The 13,989-nt window shown below is 70.8% G+C and carries 13 protein-coding genes; 9 read left to right on the forward strand and 4 right to left on the reverse strand.

From position 1 onward, the window contains the following. Positions 1 to 45: 45 nt before the first annotated feature. From CR157_RS15665 to CR157_RS15680, 4 genes are all read left to right on the forward strand, one after another. Positions 46 to 624 (forward strand): UPF0149 family protein, encoded by a 579-nt coding sequence (locus CR157_RS15665; RefSeq protein ID WP_110284447.1) that lies wholly within the window; start codon positions 46 to 48, stop codon positions 622 to 624. 37 nt (positions 625 to 661) lie between these two features. Further along, positions 662 to 1,999 (forward strand): Xaa-Pro aminopeptidase, encoded by a 1,338-nt coding sequence (gene pepP / locus CR157_RS15670; RefSeq protein WP_110284448.1) that lies wholly within the window; start codon positions 662 to 664, stop codon positions 1,997 to 1,999. Positions 2,000 to 2,064: 65 nt separating this feature from the next. Then, the gene (gene ubiH / locus CR157_RS15675; protein ID WP_110284449.1) at positions 2,065 to 3,276 is read left to right on the forward strand and encodes a 2-octaprenyl-6-methoxyphenyl hydroxylase; all 1,212 of its coding nucleotides are present in this window, start codon (positions 2,065 to 2,067) and stop codon (positions 3,274 to 3,276) included. Positions 3,277 to 3,285: 9 nt separating this feature from the next. Beyond that, positions 3,286 to 4,566, forward strand: a complete 1,281-nt coding sequence (locus tag CR157_RS15680; protein WP_110284450.1) for a UbiH/UbiF/VisC/COQ6 family ubiquinone biosynthesis hydroxylase — start codon at positions 3,286 to 3,288, stop codon at positions 4,564 to 4,566. An 18-nt stretch (positions 4,567 to 4,584) separates the two neighbouring features. Here CR157_RS15680 and CR157_RS15685 read toward each other — a convergent pair whose 3' ends face one another. The 3 genes from CR157_RS15685 to gpmI form a co-directional block, all read right to left on the reverse strand. Beyond that, the gene (locus CR157_RS15685) at positions 4,585 to 5,877 is read right to left on the reverse strand and encodes a S41 family peptidase (protein ID WP_110284451.1); all 1,293 of its coding nucleotides are present in this window, start codon (positions 5,875 to 5,877) and stop codon (positions 4,585 to 4,587) included. Positions 5,878 to 5,948: 71 nt separating this feature from the next. Next, on the reverse strand, positions 5,949 to 7,091 hold the full coding sequence (locus CR157_RS15690) for a murein hydrolase activator EnvC family protein (RefSeq protein ID WP_110284452.1): 1,143 nt from the start codon (positions 7,089 to 7,091) through the stop codon (positions 5,949 to 5,951). 24 nt (positions 7,092 to 7,115) lie between these two features. Further along, the gene (gene gpmI / locus CR157_RS15695; RefSeq protein ID WP_110284453.1) at positions 7,116 to 8,690 is read right to left on the reverse strand and encodes a 2,3-bisphosphoglycerate-independent phosphoglycerate mutase; all 1,575 of its coding nucleotides are present in this window, start codon (positions 8,688 to 8,690) and stop codon (positions 7,116 to 7,118) included. A 235-nt stretch (positions 8,691 to 8,925) separates the two neighbouring features. Between gpmI and CR157_RS15700 the strand changes: the two genes are divergently transcribed. From CR157_RS15700 to CR157_RS15710, 3 genes are read left to right on the forward strand one after another with little or no spacing between them, the layout of a single operon-like run. Continuing rightward, a complete protein-coding gene (locus tag CR157_RS15700) occupies positions 8,926 to 9,348 on the forward strand; it encodes a rhodanese-like domain-containing protein (protein ID WP_110284454.1) in 423 nt (140 codons plus the stop codon). Positions 9,349 to 9,393: 45 nt separating this feature from the next. Further along, entirely contained in the window at positions 9,394 to 9,909 is a 516-nt protein-coding gene (secB, locus tag CR157_RS15705) for a protein-export chaperone SecB (protein ID WP_110284455.1), read from the forward strand. 19 nt (positions 9,910 to 9,928) lie between these two features. Continuing rightward, positions 9,929 to 10,678 carry a 16S rRNA (uracil(1498)-N(3))-methyltransferase gene (locus tag CR157_RS15710; protein WP_110284456.1) on the forward strand — a complete coding sequence of 250 codons (750 nt, stop codon included), beginning with the start codon at positions 9,929 to 9,931 and terminating at the stop codon, positions 10,676 to 10,678. A gap of 76 nt (positions 10,679 to 10,754) precedes the next feature. On the opposite strand, the gene CR157_RS15715 is transcribed toward CR157_RS15710, so the two are convergent. Further along, positions 10,755 to 12,026 carry an MFS transporter gene (locus tag CR157_RS15715; protein ID WP_110284457.1) on the reverse strand — a complete coding sequence of 424 codons (1,272 nt, stop codon included), beginning with the start codon at positions 12,024 to 12,026 and terminating at the stop codon, positions 10,755 to 10,757. 151 nt (positions 12,027 to 12,177) lie between these two features. Here CR157_RS15715 and CR157_RS15720 point away from each other — a divergent pair, with 151 nt between their 5' ends. Then, positions 12,178 to 12,924, forward strand: a complete 747-nt coding sequence (locus CR157_RS15720; RefSeq protein ID WP_110284458.1) for a CvfB family protein — start codon at positions 12,178 to 12,180, stop codon at positions 12,922 to 12,924. Positions 12,925 to 13,032: 108 nt separating this feature from the next. Next, the gene (gene gshB, locus CR157_RS15725) at positions 13,033 to 13,989 is read left to right on the forward strand and encodes a glutathione synthase (protein ID WP_110284459.1); all 957 of its coding nucleotides are present in this window, start codon (positions 13,033 to 13,035) and stop codon (positions 13,987 to 13,989) included.

Here is a 13,989-nt window from a genome sequence, read left to right on the forward strand (position 1 = left end):
ACATCGTCGCTCTCTGCATGCACGGCCCCATCACGGACTTTTGCTATGTCACTGATCAACGAACGCCAGGACTTCTCCACCATCGCCGACCTCTTCCTGCTGCATGGCAGCATGCAGTCACCGGCCTTTCTCGATGGCAGGCTGAGCGCCGCCCTGGCCCTTCAGGACCTCTCCGCCGAGGCCTGGCTGGAGCAGGTCTGTCTCTCCCTGGGGGTCGAGCAGCCCCGCGACGCGCAAGCCGCCGAGCGTCTCCTGGCCTGGCGGCGCCAGACGCTGGACGCTCTCTCGGCGGCGGAGCTCGGCTTCGAGCCGCTGCTGCCGGACGAGCTGTTCTCGCTGGCCGAGCGTGCCCAGGGCCTCAAGGAGTGGACGCTGGGCTTCCTCGAGGTGGTCCAGGATGCCGGCGAGGCGCCCCGGCAGGGCTGGTCGGCGCCCCTGCGCGAGGCCCTGGAGGATCTCGAGGGCCTGGCGGCCATGGAGACCGATATCGAGGACAGCCCCGAGAACGAGAACGATCTCTTCGCCCTGACCGAGCATGCCCGCATGGCCGCCATGCTGCTCTACACCGAGCAGCACCCGGGCAAACCCCAGGTCGAGCGGGTCGACGACGAGACGCGCCACTGACGCCACTGGACCCCCACACACACACCGAGGAGCCACGATGCTGCCCGAGATCCTGCCCCGCCCTGCCCCCATCGGCAACGACGAATACCGCGCTCGCCGGCAGGCGCTGATGGCGTCGTTGCCGGCCGGCAGCGCCGTGCTGCTGCCCGGCGCTGCCCTGGTCACCCGTTCGCGCGACAGCGAGTTCCCCTTTCGCCAGGACAGTGACTTCCACTACCTGACAGGCTTTCCCGAGCCCGATGCCCTGCTGGTCCTGCTGCCGGGCCGTGCGGAGGGCGAAAGCGTGCTCTTCTGCCAGGACCGCGACCCGGCCCTGGAGGCCTGGACCGGCATCCGCCTCGGCGCCGAGGGGGCCGTCCGCGAGCATGGGGTCGACCAGGCCTTCGGGAATGCCGAGCGCGACGAGCGCCTCGAGGCACTGCTCGATGGCCGTCGTGCCCTCTACCTGCTCCTGGCGAATAACGAGGCCCTGGTCCTGGCCGACGAGCTGCGTGGCCGCCTGGCCGGCCGGGTGCGCCGCGGCGCCCGCCCGCCCGAGGCCTTCGCCGATATCGCCCCGCTGCTCCACGCGCAACGCCAGGTCAAGAGCGAGGCCGAGCTCGCCCTGATGCGCCACGCCGCGGAGGTCTCGGCCCGGGCCCATGTGCGGGCCATGCAGGCGGCCCGGCCGGGGCTCGCCGAGTACCAGCTGCAGGCCGAGCTCGAACACGAGTTCCGCTGGCAGGGCGGTAGCGGCCCGGCCTACGCCAGCATCGTCGGTGGCGGCGCCAATGCGTGTGTGCTGCACTACATCGAGAACGCGGCCAGGCTGCGCGATGGTGACCTGGTGCTGATCGACGCCGGTGGCGAGTTCGACCTCTATGCCGGCGACATCACCCGCACCTTCCCGATCAACGGGCGCTTCGACGGGGCCCAGCGCTCGCTCTACGAGCTGGTGCTCGGGGTGCAGGAGCGGGCGGTGGACGCCGTGCGCCCCGGCGCCACCCTGGCCGAGATCCACGACCTGGTGGTGTACGGCCTCACCGAGGGGCTGATCGGCCTGGGGCTGCTCGAAGGCGAGGTGCAGGCGCGCATCGAAGACGACAGCTATCGTCGCTTCTACCTGCACTCCACCTCCCACTGGCTGGGGCTCGATGTCCACGACGTGGGGACCTACCGCCGCGACGGCGAGCCACTGCCCCTGGAGCCGGGCATGGTGCTGACCATCGAGCCGGGGCTCTATGTTCCCGCCGACGATGACATCCCCGAGGCCTTCCGCGGTATCGGCATCCGCATCGAGGACGACGTGGCGGTCACCGCCACCGGCCACGAGGTGCTCTCCGCCGGGGTGCCCAAGCGGGTGGCCGAGATCGAGGCCCTGATGGCCAGAAAATGACCAGCCGGGACACTCCTCGAAATGCCCTTATGTAAAGTACATTATGAAATGATCGGGAGGCCTCGATGACGGGTGCCGTGGAGCAGCGGGTGGACATCGCCATCGTCGGCGGCGGCCTGGTGGGGGCGAGCCTGGGCTGTGCCCTGGTGCCGCTGATCGAGCGGCTGGGGCTGTCGGTGGCGGTGATCGAGGCCGCTCCGCTGCTCGACCGGGTGGAGGCACCCTGGCAGCCCAGTTTCGATGCTCGGGCCAGCGCCATCGCCCAGGGCTCGGCGACACACTTCGCCGGCATGGGCCTGTGGTCCGCCATGGCCGAACAGGCTGCACCGATCCGCCGGATCCACGTCAGCGAGCAGGGCCGCCTCGGGGCCACCCGGCTGCGCAGCGATGAGCTGGGCGTCGAGGCACTGGGCCACGTGATCCCCAACGCCTGGATGGGGCGGGTGCTCCATCGCCGGCTGGCGCAACTGCCGCTGGCCTGGCACTGTCCCGCCCGGGTCGAGGCGATTCGCCCCGAGGCGGGTGGCTATCGGCTGGGCCTCTCCGACGGCAGCCGGCTCCAGGCCGGGTTGACGGTGCTGGCCGACGGCGGTCGCTCCGGGCTCAAGGAGCGGCTCGGTATCGAGAGTCGCGAGCAGCCCTATGACCAGGTGGCGCTGATCGCCAGCGTGGAGGTGAGCGAGCCCCACGGCGGCATGGCCTGGGAGCGCTTCACCGGCGAGGGGCCCATCGCCCTGTTGCCGCTGCGTGGCCAGGCCATGGAGCTGATCTGGACCCACGGCGCCGGCCGCGAGTCCCGCCGGCTGGCGCTCTCCGATGGCGACTTCCTCGCCGAGCTGCAGCGGGCCTTCGGTGAACGTGCCGGGCGCTTTCGCCGGGTCGGCAGCCGGCACGCCTACCCGCTGTCGCTGATCACCGCTCGGGAGTCGGTGCGCCCCGGGCTCGCCGTGTTGGGCAATGCCGCTCACTCGCTGCACCCGGTGGCCGGTCAGGGGTTCAACCTGGCCCTGCGCGGCGTGATGGACCTGGTCGCCGCCCTGGAGCATGGCCTGGCCCGGGGCGAGTCGGTCGGCAGCATGGCCGTACTGGCCGACTTCGAAGCCCGGCGAGGTGCCGACCGCCACAACGTGATCCGCTTCAGCGATGGCCTGATCCGCCTGTTCGGCATCGACAGCCCGCTGCTCTCCCACGCCCGGGCCGCGGGGCTCGTCGGGTTGAACCTGGTGGGCCCGTTGCGCCGTACCCTGGCCCGGCGCGCCATGGGGCTGGAAAGATAGGAGAACCACATGCAGGAAACGCATCACCAGGGGCCGCCGCCGGAAGGCCGGGAGCGCGGTGAGGAGGGGGAAGCCGCCGAGGTGGTGATCGTCGGCGGCGGCATGGTAGGCGCGACCCTGGCCTGCCTGCTCGGCAATGCCGGGGTGGCGGTGGCCCTGCTCGATGCCCGCGAGGCACCGCTGGACGCCGACCGGGTCGGCCATGGCCGGCCCGGCCGGCGGGTCAGTGCCCTGACGCCGGTCTCGCAGCGGCTGCTCGAGGGGCTCGACGCCTGGGACTGGATACGGGGCCGACGGGCCAGTCCCTACCGCTTCATGCAGGTGTGGGACGCCGAGGGCAGTGGCGAGGTCAACTTCTCCGCCGACCAGGCCGGGGTCCCGGTGCTGGGCCATATCGTCGAGAACGACGTGATCCTGGCCGGCCTGGAGTCACGCCTCGCCGCCTTGCCCGGGGTACAGCGGCACTACGGTGCCCGGGTGGCAGGGCTCGAGGAGCGGGGGGACGATCGCGAGGTGGTGCTGGAGGATGGTCGCCGGCTGGCCGCGCCCCTGGTGGTGGCCGCCGACGGTGCCCGTTCGCCGCTGCGCGAGATGGCGGGCATCGGGGTCAGCGCCCGGGATACCGGCCATGTGGCGGTGGTGACCACGGTCAGGACCACGCGCCCCCATGGCGAGGTGGCCCGCCAGGTGTTCCTGCCCACCGGGCCGCTGGCCTTCCTGCCGCTGGTCGTTGATGGTGATGACCACCACTGCTCCATCGTCTGGTCGACCTCGCCCGGCGAGGCCGAGCGCCTGGTGGCCCTGCCGCCGGAAGCACTGGCCCGCGAGATGGCCGCCGCCGTGGAGTTGCGGCTCGGCGAGGTGACGGTGATCGACCGGGCCCTGGCGGTGCCGCTGACCCAGCGTCATGCCGAGCGCTATGTGCTGCCGGGGCTGGCGCTGGTCGGCGATGCCGCCCACAGCATCCATCCGCTGGCGGGCCAGGGGGTCAACCTGGGGCTGATGGACGCGGCGGTGTTGGCCGAGGAACTGGTAAGGGGGCGTGCCCGTGGGGTGGCGCCGGGAGACGAGCGACTGCTGGCCCGCTATGCCCGGCGCCGGCGCGGGGACAACGCCACGATGCTGGCACTGATGGACGGCTTCCGGCTGCTGTTCGGGTCCCGCCACCCGGCGCTGACCCTGGCGCGCAACCTGGGCATGTCCGGGGTCGACCGCTCGGGGCCGCTCAAGCGCCTGCTGATGCAGCAGGCCACCGGCCACCGGGGCAGGCTGCCGGCCTCCTGCCGGTAACCTGCCCATGGTGTTGCGTTAACGATCGCGCTGGCTCAGCACATTCAACGCCTTGAGCAGGTTGAGTGCCTCGCCGAGCTGGTAGTCCTCGCGCAGGCGCTCGCCCAGCTCGCCGCGGGTGCGCGGTTCGCCGCGGGAGCGCAGGTGACCCTCCAGGTCGGCCTCGCGCACCCGTAGCTCGCTGCCCTCGGCGACTTCCAGCCGGCCGCGCACCACCTGGACGTCGGGCTCGATGCCCTGGGCCTGGATCGAGCGACCGCCCGGCGTGAAGTAGAGGGCGGTGGTCAGCTTGAGCCCCTCGCCGTTGCCCAGCGGCATGATCTGCTGCACCGAGCCCTTGCCGAAGCTCTCGGTACCCATCACCACGCCGCGGCGCTGGTCCTGCAGGGCGCCGGCGACGATCTCCGCCGCCGAGGCGCTGCCGCCGTTGATCAGCACCACCAGGGGCACGTCCGGCGCGGCGGTCTCGGTGCTGGCCGAGAAGCGCATCTCGGTGTCCGGCAGGCGTCCCTCGGTGTAGACGATCAACCCGCTGTCGAGGAAGGCGTCGGCCACCGCCACGGCGGCCTGCAGCACGCCGCCGGGGTTGTTGCGCAGGTCCAGCACCAGGCCGTTGAGGGCGCCCTCGCGCTCCATGCTGGTGAGGGCGCTGCGTACCTGGTCACCGGTGCGGGTCTGGAACTGGCTGACCCGCAGGTAGCCGTAGCCGGGTTCGAGCAGTTCGCTGCGCACGCTCTCGGTGCGGATCACTTCCCGGGTCAGGGTGAAGGTGCGCGGGGCCTCTTCGCCCTGGCGCATGATGGTCAGGCTGATCTCGGTCCCCGGGTCCCCACGCATCAGGTTGACCGCCTCCTGGAGCGAGAGGCGGTCGGTGGGGGTGTCGTCGATGCGCAGGATGACGTCCCGGGACTGCAGCCCGGCGCGGGACGCCGGGGTGTCGTCGATGGGGGTGATCACCGTCAGCTGGCCGTCCTGGGTGCCGACCTCGATGCCTACGCCGCCGAACTCGCCCTCGGTGGACTCGTGCAGGCTCTGGAACTCCTCGCGGTCGAGATAGGCCGAGTGGGGGTCGAGCTCGCTGAGCATGCCGCGCATGGCGTTGCGCAACAGGGTGCTGTCGTCGACCTCCTCGACATAGGCGCGCTTGATGCGCTCGAACACCTCGGCGAAGGTCTGGATGTCCTCCACCGGCAGGTCGTTGGCCGAGGGGGTGGCGGCAGCCGGCAGGGGCAGGGCCAGCAGGGCGACGGGCAGAAGCATCGCCATCAGCCGCCGTGGCGAGGCGGCAGGGCCGGCGAGACGTGGATGCATGCGATCTCCGCTGTTCCATGACGGGCAGCTCAGCATAGCCCGTGGGCGAGGCTGTGGGAAAGGGGCCGGGTTCATCGCGAGGCGATCCAGGACTGCGGGTCGATCGGCTCGCCGCCGCGGCGGACCTCGAAATAGAGGGCCGGGGTGTCGTGGCCGCCGCTCGCGCCTACCGCCCCCAGGGTGTCGCCCCGGGAGACCGCCTGGCCCACCTCGACGCCGAAGTGTTGCAAGTGGGCGTGCAGGGTCATCACCTGGTCACCGTGATCGACGATCAGCAGGTTGCCGAAGCCGCGCATCCAGTCGGCGAACACCACCCGACCGCCGTGGACGGCCCGCACCGGGGTGCCCTCGGCGGCCCGGATCAGCATGCCGTTGCGGTGTACGCCGTCGCCGCGCCGGAAGCGCGAGGCGACCTGCCCCTGTACCGGCCAGGGCAGCTCACCCTGGGTCTGTTCGATGGCGGTGGAGGGCGGCGGCCGCTGCAGCCGGGCGAGCGCCTCCTGCACCTCGCGCAGCACCCGCTCGGCGTGGGCACGATCCTGGTTGAGGTCCTCCAGCCGTGCCTGCTCGGTGGCGTAGCGACTGTCGAGTTCGGCGACCAGCTGGGCACGGCCCTGCATCTGCTCGGCGAGGTCGGCGCTACGGCTCGCCAGTTCCTCGGCCAGGGCGTCGAGGCGCGTGCCGCGGGCCTCGAGCGCCCGGCGGTTGTCGGCCAGCGCGCTGTCGAGCCGGGCGAGTTCGTCGAGGCGTTCGTTGCGGGCCTTCGCCAGGCGGTTGAGGTAGTGCTGCAGGCGGTCGAGCCGGGCCGGGTCGTCCTGGTTGAGCAGCAGCTTGAGCTGGGGGGTGAGGCCGAGACGGTAGAGGGCGTCGAGCTGGGCATTGAGCGCCTCGACCTGGTCGGCGCGTTCGGCCTCGAGGCCATTGCGCCGGGACTCGAGGGCGTCGATCTCGTCGGTGAGCCCGCGGCGCTCGGCCTGCAGGGCGTCGAGGCGGCGGTGGGTCTCGGCCAGCGCCGTCTCCACCTCGCGCAGCTCGCGACCGGCATCGTCACGGGCCTCGCGGGTGGTGGAGAGGCGCCGGGAGAGCCCCTGGATCTCCTCGCCGATGGCATCGAGTTGCTCCCGGGCGGCCCGTTCGCTGGGCTGGGCGGCCAGCGGCGGGACCAGGCAGAGGGCCAGCAGCAGCACGCCGAGTGTCGCGACACCTCTCGCCATCCGCTGGCCTCCCGTCGCGCGGTATCAGCCGAAGTCGATCAGCACCCGGCCGCTCATCTCCTCGGGGATCGCCTGGTCCATCATGGTCAGCAGGGTCGGGGCGATGTCGCACAGGCGGCCGTCGTCGCGGAGCTTCGCCGGGCGGGGGCCGACATAGACCAGCGGCACGTCGAAGGTGGTGTGGGCGGTCTGGGCGACGCCGGTCTCGGGGTTGACCATCTGCTCGGCGTTGCCGTGGTCGGCGGTGACCAGGCAGGCGCCGCCGGCGCGCTGGATCGCCTCCACCACCCGGCCGACGCAGGCGTCCACCGCCTCGATGGCCTTGACGGCGGCGTCGAACTTGCCGGTATGACCGACCATGTCGCCGTTGGCGTAGTTGCAGACGATCAGGTCGTACCGGCCGGAGTCGATCGCCTCCACCAGCCGGTCGGTGACCTCCACGGCGCTCATCTCGGGCTTCTCGTCGTAGGTCTTCACCTCCTGGGGCGAGGGCACCAGCACCCGGGTCTCGCCGTCGTACTCGTCCTCGCGGCCGCCGGAGAAGAAGAAGGTCACATGGGCGTACTTCTCGGTCTCGGCGATGCGCAGCTGGGTCAGGCCACGCTTCTCCATTACCTCGCCCAGGGTGTTGGTCAGCTCCGCCGGCGGGAAGGCGGCGGGGGCGGGGATGTCGGCGGCGTACTGGGTCAGCGTCACCAGGCCGTCGGCGGCGAGGCGCGGGCGGGCGCGGCGCGCGAAGCCGCCGAAGTCGTCCTCGACGAAGGCGCGGGTCAGCTCCCGGGCACGGTCGGCGCGGAAGTTCATGAAGATGGCGGCGTCACCATCCTCCATGGTGACGGGGGTACCGTCCGGGCGGATGCTGGTGGCGCTGACGAACTCGTCGGTCTCGTCGCGCTCGTAGGCGGCGCGCAGGCCCTCCTCGGCGCTTCCCGCGTCGAACTCGCCCTCGCCGAGGGTCAGCAGGTGGTAGGCCTTCTCGACGCGGTCCCAGCGGTTGTCGCGGTCCATGGCGTAGTAGCGGCCGATGAGCGAGGCGACGAAGCCGTTCTCGGCACCGACCAGCTCGGCGAGGCGCGCGTTGACGCGCTCGATGGAGGCCAGGGCGCTCTTGGGCGGCATGTCGCGGCCGTCGAGGAAGCCGTGGACGACGATGCGCCGGGCGCCGCGGCGGGCGGCCAGTTCGGCCATGGCGAGGAAGTGCTCCTCGTGGCTGTGCACGCCCCCCGGCGAGAGCAGGCCCAGCAGGTGAACGGCCTTGCCCGCGGCCACGGCGGCATCGATGGGCGCGGTGAGCTCGGCGATGGCGTCCAGGTCGCCGTCCTCGATCGCCTTGGTGATGCGGGTGAAGTCCTGGTAGACGATGCGTCCGGCGCCCAGGTTCATGTGACCGACTTCCGAGTTGCCCATCTGGCCGTCCGGCAGGCCCACGTAGCGGCCGTCGGTGTGGATCAGGGTGGCGGGGTGCTCCTGCTGCAGGCGGTCCATCACCGGGGTGCGGGCGGCCAGCACGGCGTTGTCCGCGGCGTCGGGGTTGTGGCCGTAGCCGTCGAGAATGATCAGTGCCACCGGGCGGGGGGCGGAGGTCGAAGCGTCGGTCATGGGGGAAGGGCCTCTTGTTGATGGCGACGCCGCGACGAACGCGGGGCGCTCATCGGGGTCGCGACTTGTTGCTGCTTGCGGCATCATATCGCATGGCAGCGCCGGGCGTCATGGTCGCCGTCCGCCGGCCGCGGTTCGCCACGGCTTCGTGTATACTGGGCGCCGCCCGGCGGCGGGCCTGCGAGCCGTGCCGGTTTCACCCCATCATGCACCGAGTAAAGAGTGTTCCGGACCCATGATCGATCAGCTGTTTGAATTCGTGCAGAATCACCCGCTGCTGGTGGGTGCCTTCCTGCTGGTGTTGGCCGCCTGGATCGCCTACGAGGTCCGCAACAGCGCCGCCAGCGGCGTGACCGCCAGCGAGGCCACCCAGCTGATCAACCGCGAGGATGCCGTGGTGCTCGACATCCGGGAAGCGGGCGATTTCAAGGCCGGCCATATCGCTGGCGCGCGCAACATTCCCCAGAGCAAGCTCGAGAATCGCCTGAACGAGCTCGACAAGTTCAAGGACAAGCCGATCATCGTGGCCTGCAAGCATGGCCAGAGTTCCGGCGTCGCCCTGGCCAAGCTGACCAAGGCCGGCTTCGAGCGGGCGGTCAAGCTCAAGGGCGGCATGGCCCAGTGGCAGGCCGATGGTCTCCCCGTGGTCAAGAAGTAACCACGCCAACTTCCTTTTCGTTCACCGTTTCAAAGGACCTTTCCCATGGCGGAAGAGAACAACCAGAACGCCGGCGCGGCCGCCGGCCAGCAGGACAAGCCGCAACTGCAGTTCGCCCTGCAGCGCATCTATGTCAAGGACATCTCCTTCGAGGCCCCCAACTCGCCGACCGTGTTCCAGCAGCCGTTCAAGCCCAAGGTCGGCCTGGACCTGAACACCTCCAGCCAGCAGGTGGGCGACGGCCTCTACGAGGTGGTGGTCAAGGTCACCGCCCAGGTGACCCACAGCGAGGAGGGGACCACCTCCTTCCTGGCCGAGATCGAGCAGGCCGGCCTGTTCCGCATCAGCGGCATCGAGGGGGCGCAACTCGACCACACCCTGGGCGCCTTCTGCCCCAACGTGCTCTTCCCCTATGCCCGCGAGTGCATCGACAACCTGGTCAACCGTGGCGGCTTCCCGCCGCTGATGCTGGCGCCGGTCAACTTCGAGGCGATCTACGCCCAGAAGAAGAAGCGCGAGGCCGAGCAGGCACAGCAGCAGGGCGAGCAGACGACCCAGTAAAGGCAAGGGGCGGCGATCGATGAAGACCGAGGCCAGGTCCCTGGCAAGAGCCCCGCGCATCCACGTCGCCGCCGACTTCACCGTCGGCGGCGATGTCGTTCTGCCCGAAGGCGCCGCGCGCCATGTGGCGCGGGTGCTGCGCCTGGGCGTGGGGGCGTCGCTGGTGCTGTTCGACGGCCGTGGCCAGGAGGCCCGCGCGGTGCTGGTGGAGGCTGGTCGCAAGCGGGTGGTGGCGCGCATCGAGGCCGTCGAGGCCGGCCGCGGCGAGTCGCCGCTGGCGGTGCACCTGGGCCAGGCGATTTCCAAGGGCGACCGCATGGACTACGCCATCCAGAAGGCCGTGGAGCTGGGGGTGGCGGCGATCACCCCGCTCCATACCGAGCACGGCGACGTGCGCCTCAAGGGCGAACGCGAGGCGAAGAAGCTCGCCCACTGGCAGGCGGTGGCCGCCAGCGCCTGCGAGCAGTGCGGTCGCGCCACCCTGCCGCCTATCCATCCCCCCGTTGCCCTGGCCGACTGGCTGGCCGACCGCGGCGAGGCCCTGCGGCTGGTGCTGCATCCCGGCACCCGGGGCGCGCTCGAGCATGAGCCCGCTCCCGCCAGCGCCGCCCTGCTGATCGGCCCGGAAGGCGGCCTGTCCGACGCCGAGGTCGAGGCCGCCCTGGCCGCCGACTTCGCCTCCCTCTCCCTCGGCCCGCGCATCCTGCGCACCGAGACTGCCCCGGTGGTGGCGCTCTCCCTGCTGCAGCATCGCTTCGGGGATCTGTGACAGTCAGAAGGTGATGGACTCAGCGGGCGGCTTTCTGATGCGGTTGCAACTGTCGGAGGAAGTCGAGAGCGGTGGTTCAACTACGGGCTGCCTCCGCCGTGGCCTCGTCGAAGCGGTCGACCCGGCGCAGCGGGGCGAAGGCGCGCATCCACACGCCGACCACCGCCAGGGTGCCGAGCCCGCCGATCACCGCCGCCGGCACCACGCCGACCCAGGCGGCCATGCTGCCGGCGCGGAACTCGCCGAGCTCGTTGGAGGAGCCGATGAACAGCATGTTGACGGCGTTGACCCGGCCGCGCATCTCGTCCGGGGTGGCCAGCTGGATCAGCGTCATGCGCACGTAGACGCTGATCATGTCGGCGGCGCCGGCGACCAGCATGGCGGCCAGCGACAGCCAGAACAGCGTCGAGAAGGCGAACACCAGGTTGGCGACGCCGAACACCGCTACCGCGGCGAACATCACCGTCCCGGCGTGGCGCCGGATGCCGCGCACCCCCAGGTAGAGCCCCATCAGCAGCGCGCCGACGGCGATGGCGCTGCGCAGCGCGCCCAGGCCCTCGGGGCCCACGTGCAGCACCTCCTGGGCATAGATCGGCAGCAGCGCCACCACGCCGCCCAGCAGCACCGCGAACAGGTCCAGGGAGATGGCGCCGAGGATGATCGGCTGGTGGCGGATATAGCCGATGCCCGCGGTGAAGCGTCGCCAGGCGGTGGCCTCCAGGGGCCCGCTCTGCTGGGCATGGCGGAGCGGCACCGGCACCAGCAGCGCCAGGGCCGCCACGAAGCCGCCCAGGCACACCGCATAGGCCAGGCTGCCGCCCACCGCGTAGAGAATGCCCCCGAGCAGAGGGCCGCCGATCACCGCGATCTTCATGATCGAGCTGTTGAGCGCGATGGCCTGGGCGAGCTGGGCGCGGGGCACGATGTTCGGCAGCAGGCTCTGCAGGGTCGGTCCGGTGAAGGCCCGGGCGCAGCCGAACAGCGCCAGCACGGCATAGTAGGGCGTCACGTCGCCGCCGGCGGCGGCGGAGAGCGCCAGCAGCAGGGCGCTGCACAGGGCCTGCACGGCCCAGCTGAGCTGCAGGATGCGCTTGCGCGGGAAGCGATCGACCAGGTCGCCGGCGGGAAGCAACAACAGCACCATGGGCAGGAACTGGGCCAGGCCCACATAGGCCAGCGACATGGGATCGCGGGTGATGGCGTAGACCTGCCAGGCCACCACCACGGCCTGGATCTGCATGGCAAACACCGCCGCCAGCCGCGAGAGGAGGAAGCTCAGGAAGCCGGGCTGGCGGTGGAGGGGCAGAAGGTCGTCGGTGGAGCCGTGGGTGATGACGCCGGGTCGCATGGGCCTGTCGTGTGGATGGAACGAAGCTCGAGTCTAGCCGCTCGGTGGATCACATTCATTCGACGCATGGCACGCACGCAGTACCCTTCGGCGGCCCGGGTGGCCGCCGTTTTTGTCATAATGGCGGCACACTTCCGCTGGAAATCGCGCCATGCCTGACTCCCGAGACCCCCGCCCCGGCCATGCGCCGCGCCCTGCCGCTTCGCCCGGTACACGCTCAGCCCGCCGTTATCGGGCCCCGAAGACGGCGGTCGGCGAGGTCGCCTACCTCGAGGTGGTCACGGTCAACGACACCGGCGCCTTCCTCGACTGGGGCCACCCCCGCGACCTGCTGCTGCCCTATGGCGAGCAGCACTTCCGCCCCTCGGTGGGCAAGCGGGTGCTGGTGATGATCTACGAGGACCAGCAGGGACGGCCGGTGGCCACGCAGAAGCTCGACCGCTTCGTCCAGGACGAAGCGGCGGGGCTGGCGCCGGGCGACGAGGTGACGCTGGTGATCGCCGACCAGACCGACCTCGGCTTCAAGACGGTGGTGAACCACCGCTTCTGGGGGCTGCTCTACCGTGACGACGTGACCCGGCCGCTGCGCCGCGGCCAGCGCGTCACCGGCTTTATCAAGCGGCTGCGCGACGACGGCCGGCTGGATCTCTCGCTGCTGCCCCCGGGCGAGGCGCGCCTCGACGTGGTGGGCGAGCAGGTGCTCCAGGCGCTGCGCACGAGCGGCGGCTTTCTGCCGCTCTCGGACAAGAGCAATGCCGGCGAGATCAAGGCGCGTCTGGGGGTGAGCAAGAACGCCTTCAAGCAGGCGATCGGGCGGCTCTACAAGCGGCGGCTGATCGTCATCGAGGCGGCCGGCATCCGCCTGGCACCGGGTAACGACGGCGACGCGAGCCGCTAGGTCCCGGCCGCTTCCGGGGGCCGCCCCCGGCCTGCGTGCCTTGGTGTTGCCGCGGGCCCTGCGGCATACTGCCGGCATCCCCATTCTTTCCTGTGGACACCCGAACCGATGAGCGAACGCATGCTGAGGGTCGGTGTGGTGATGGATCCCATCGCCGACATCGCCTACAAGAAGGACACCACCATGGCCATGCTGTGGGCCGCCCGGGACCGCGGCTGGTCGCTGCACTACCTGGAGCAGGAGGACCTCTTCCTGCGCGAAGGCCGTGCCTTCGGCCGCCTGCGTGACCTCGCGGTGCACCGCGACCCCACCCACTGGTATGACCTGGGCGAGCCCGAGCCGAGGCCGCTGGCCGAGCTCGACGTGATCCTGATGCGCAAGGATCCGCCGGTGGACGCCCACTTCCTCAACGCCGTGCATCTGCTGGGCTTCGCCGAGCGCGAGGGCGTGCTGGTGGTCAACCCGACCCGGGCGCTGCTCGAGTGCAACGAGAAGCTCTTCGCCCAGCAGTTTCCCCAGTGCTGCACCCCGACCCTGGTCTCCTGCAGCGAACCGGTGCTGCGGGCCTTCCATGCCGAACACCGGGACGTGATCTTCAAGCCGCTGGACGGCATGGGCGGCAGCGGGATCTTCCACGTGCAGCCGGAGGGCCGCAACCTCGGCGCCATCATCGAGACCCTCACCGAGCGCGGCCAGCGCCAGATCATGGCCCAGCGCTATATCCCCGAAATCAGCGATGGCGACACCCGTATCCTGCTGGTGGAGGGGGAGCCGGTGCCCTTCGGCCTCGCCCGGATGCCCATGGCCGGGGAGACGCGGGGCAACCTGGCCGCCGGCGGCACCGGCATCAGCCGCGAGCTCACCGCGCGCGATCACTGGCTGGTCGAACAGGTGCAGCCGACGGTCCGCGAGAAGGGGCTGATGTTCGTCGGCCTCGACGTGATCGGCGACTACATCACCGAGATCAACGTGACGAGCCCCACCTGCGTGCGCGAGATCGACGACCAGCGCGGCACCGACATTGCCGGCCTGCTGATGGACGCCATCGAGCGCCGCCTGGGATAA

This window comes from Halomonas sp. LBP4 (assembly GCF_003202205.1).
In the GTDB taxonomy this organism is placed as follows: Bacteria; Pseudomonadota; Gammaproteobacteria; order Pseudomonadales; family Halomonadaceae; genus Halomonas; species Halomonas flagellata.

Excerpts from the sequence above, each read along its gene's own strand:
- CR157_RS15665 (WP_110284447.1), top strand. The coding sequence starts at position 46 with ATGTCACTGATCAACGAACGCCAGGACTTCTCCACCATCGCCGACCTC.
- pepP (WP_110284448.1), top strand. The coding sequence starts at position 662 with ATGCTGCCCGAGATCCTGCCCCGCCCTGCCCCCATCGGCAACGACGAA.
- ubiH (WP_110284449.1), top strand. The coding sequence starts at position 2,065 with ATGACGGGTGCCGTGGAGCAGCGGGTGGACATCGCCATCGTCGGCGGC.
- CR157_RS15680 (WP_110284450.1), top strand. The coding sequence starts at position 3,286 with ATGCAGGAAACGCATCACCAGGGGCCGCCGCCGGAAGGCCGGGAGCGC.
- CR157_RS15685 (WP_110284451.1), bottom strand. The coding sequence starts at position 5,877 with ATGCATCCACGTCTCGCCGGCCCTGCCGCCTCGCCACGGCGGCTGATG.
- CR157_RS15690 (WP_110284452.1), bottom strand. The coding sequence starts at position 7,091 with ATGGCGAGAGGTGTCGCGACACTCGGCGTGCTGCTGCTGGCCCTCTGC.
- gpmI (WP_110284453.1), bottom strand. The coding sequence starts at position 8,690 with ATGACCGACGCTTCGACCTCCGCCCCCCGCCCGGTGGCACTGATCATT.
- CR157_RS15700 (WP_110284454.1), top strand. The coding sequence starts at position 8,926 with ATGATCGATCAGCTGTTTGAATTCGTGCAGAATCACCCGCTGCTGGTG.
- secB (WP_110284455.1), top strand. The coding sequence starts at position 9,394 with ATGGCGGAAGAGAACAACCAGAACGCCGGCGCGGCCGCCGGCCAGCAG.
- CR157_RS15710 (WP_110284456.1), top strand. The coding sequence starts at position 9,929 with ATGAAGACCGAGGCCAGGTCCCTGGCAAGAGCCCCGCGCATCCACGTC.
- CR157_RS15715 (WP_110284457.1), bottom strand. The coding sequence starts at position 12,026 with ATGCGACCCGGCGTCATCACCCACGGCTCCACCGACGACCTTCTGCCC.
- CR157_RS15720 (WP_110284458.1), top strand. The coding sequence starts at position 12,178 with ATGCCTGACTCCCGAGACCCCCGCCCCGGCCATGCGCCGCGCCCTGCC.
- gshB (WP_110284459.1), top strand. The coding sequence starts at position 13,033 with ATGAGCGAACGCATGCTGAGGGTCGGTGTGGTGATGGATCCCATCGCC.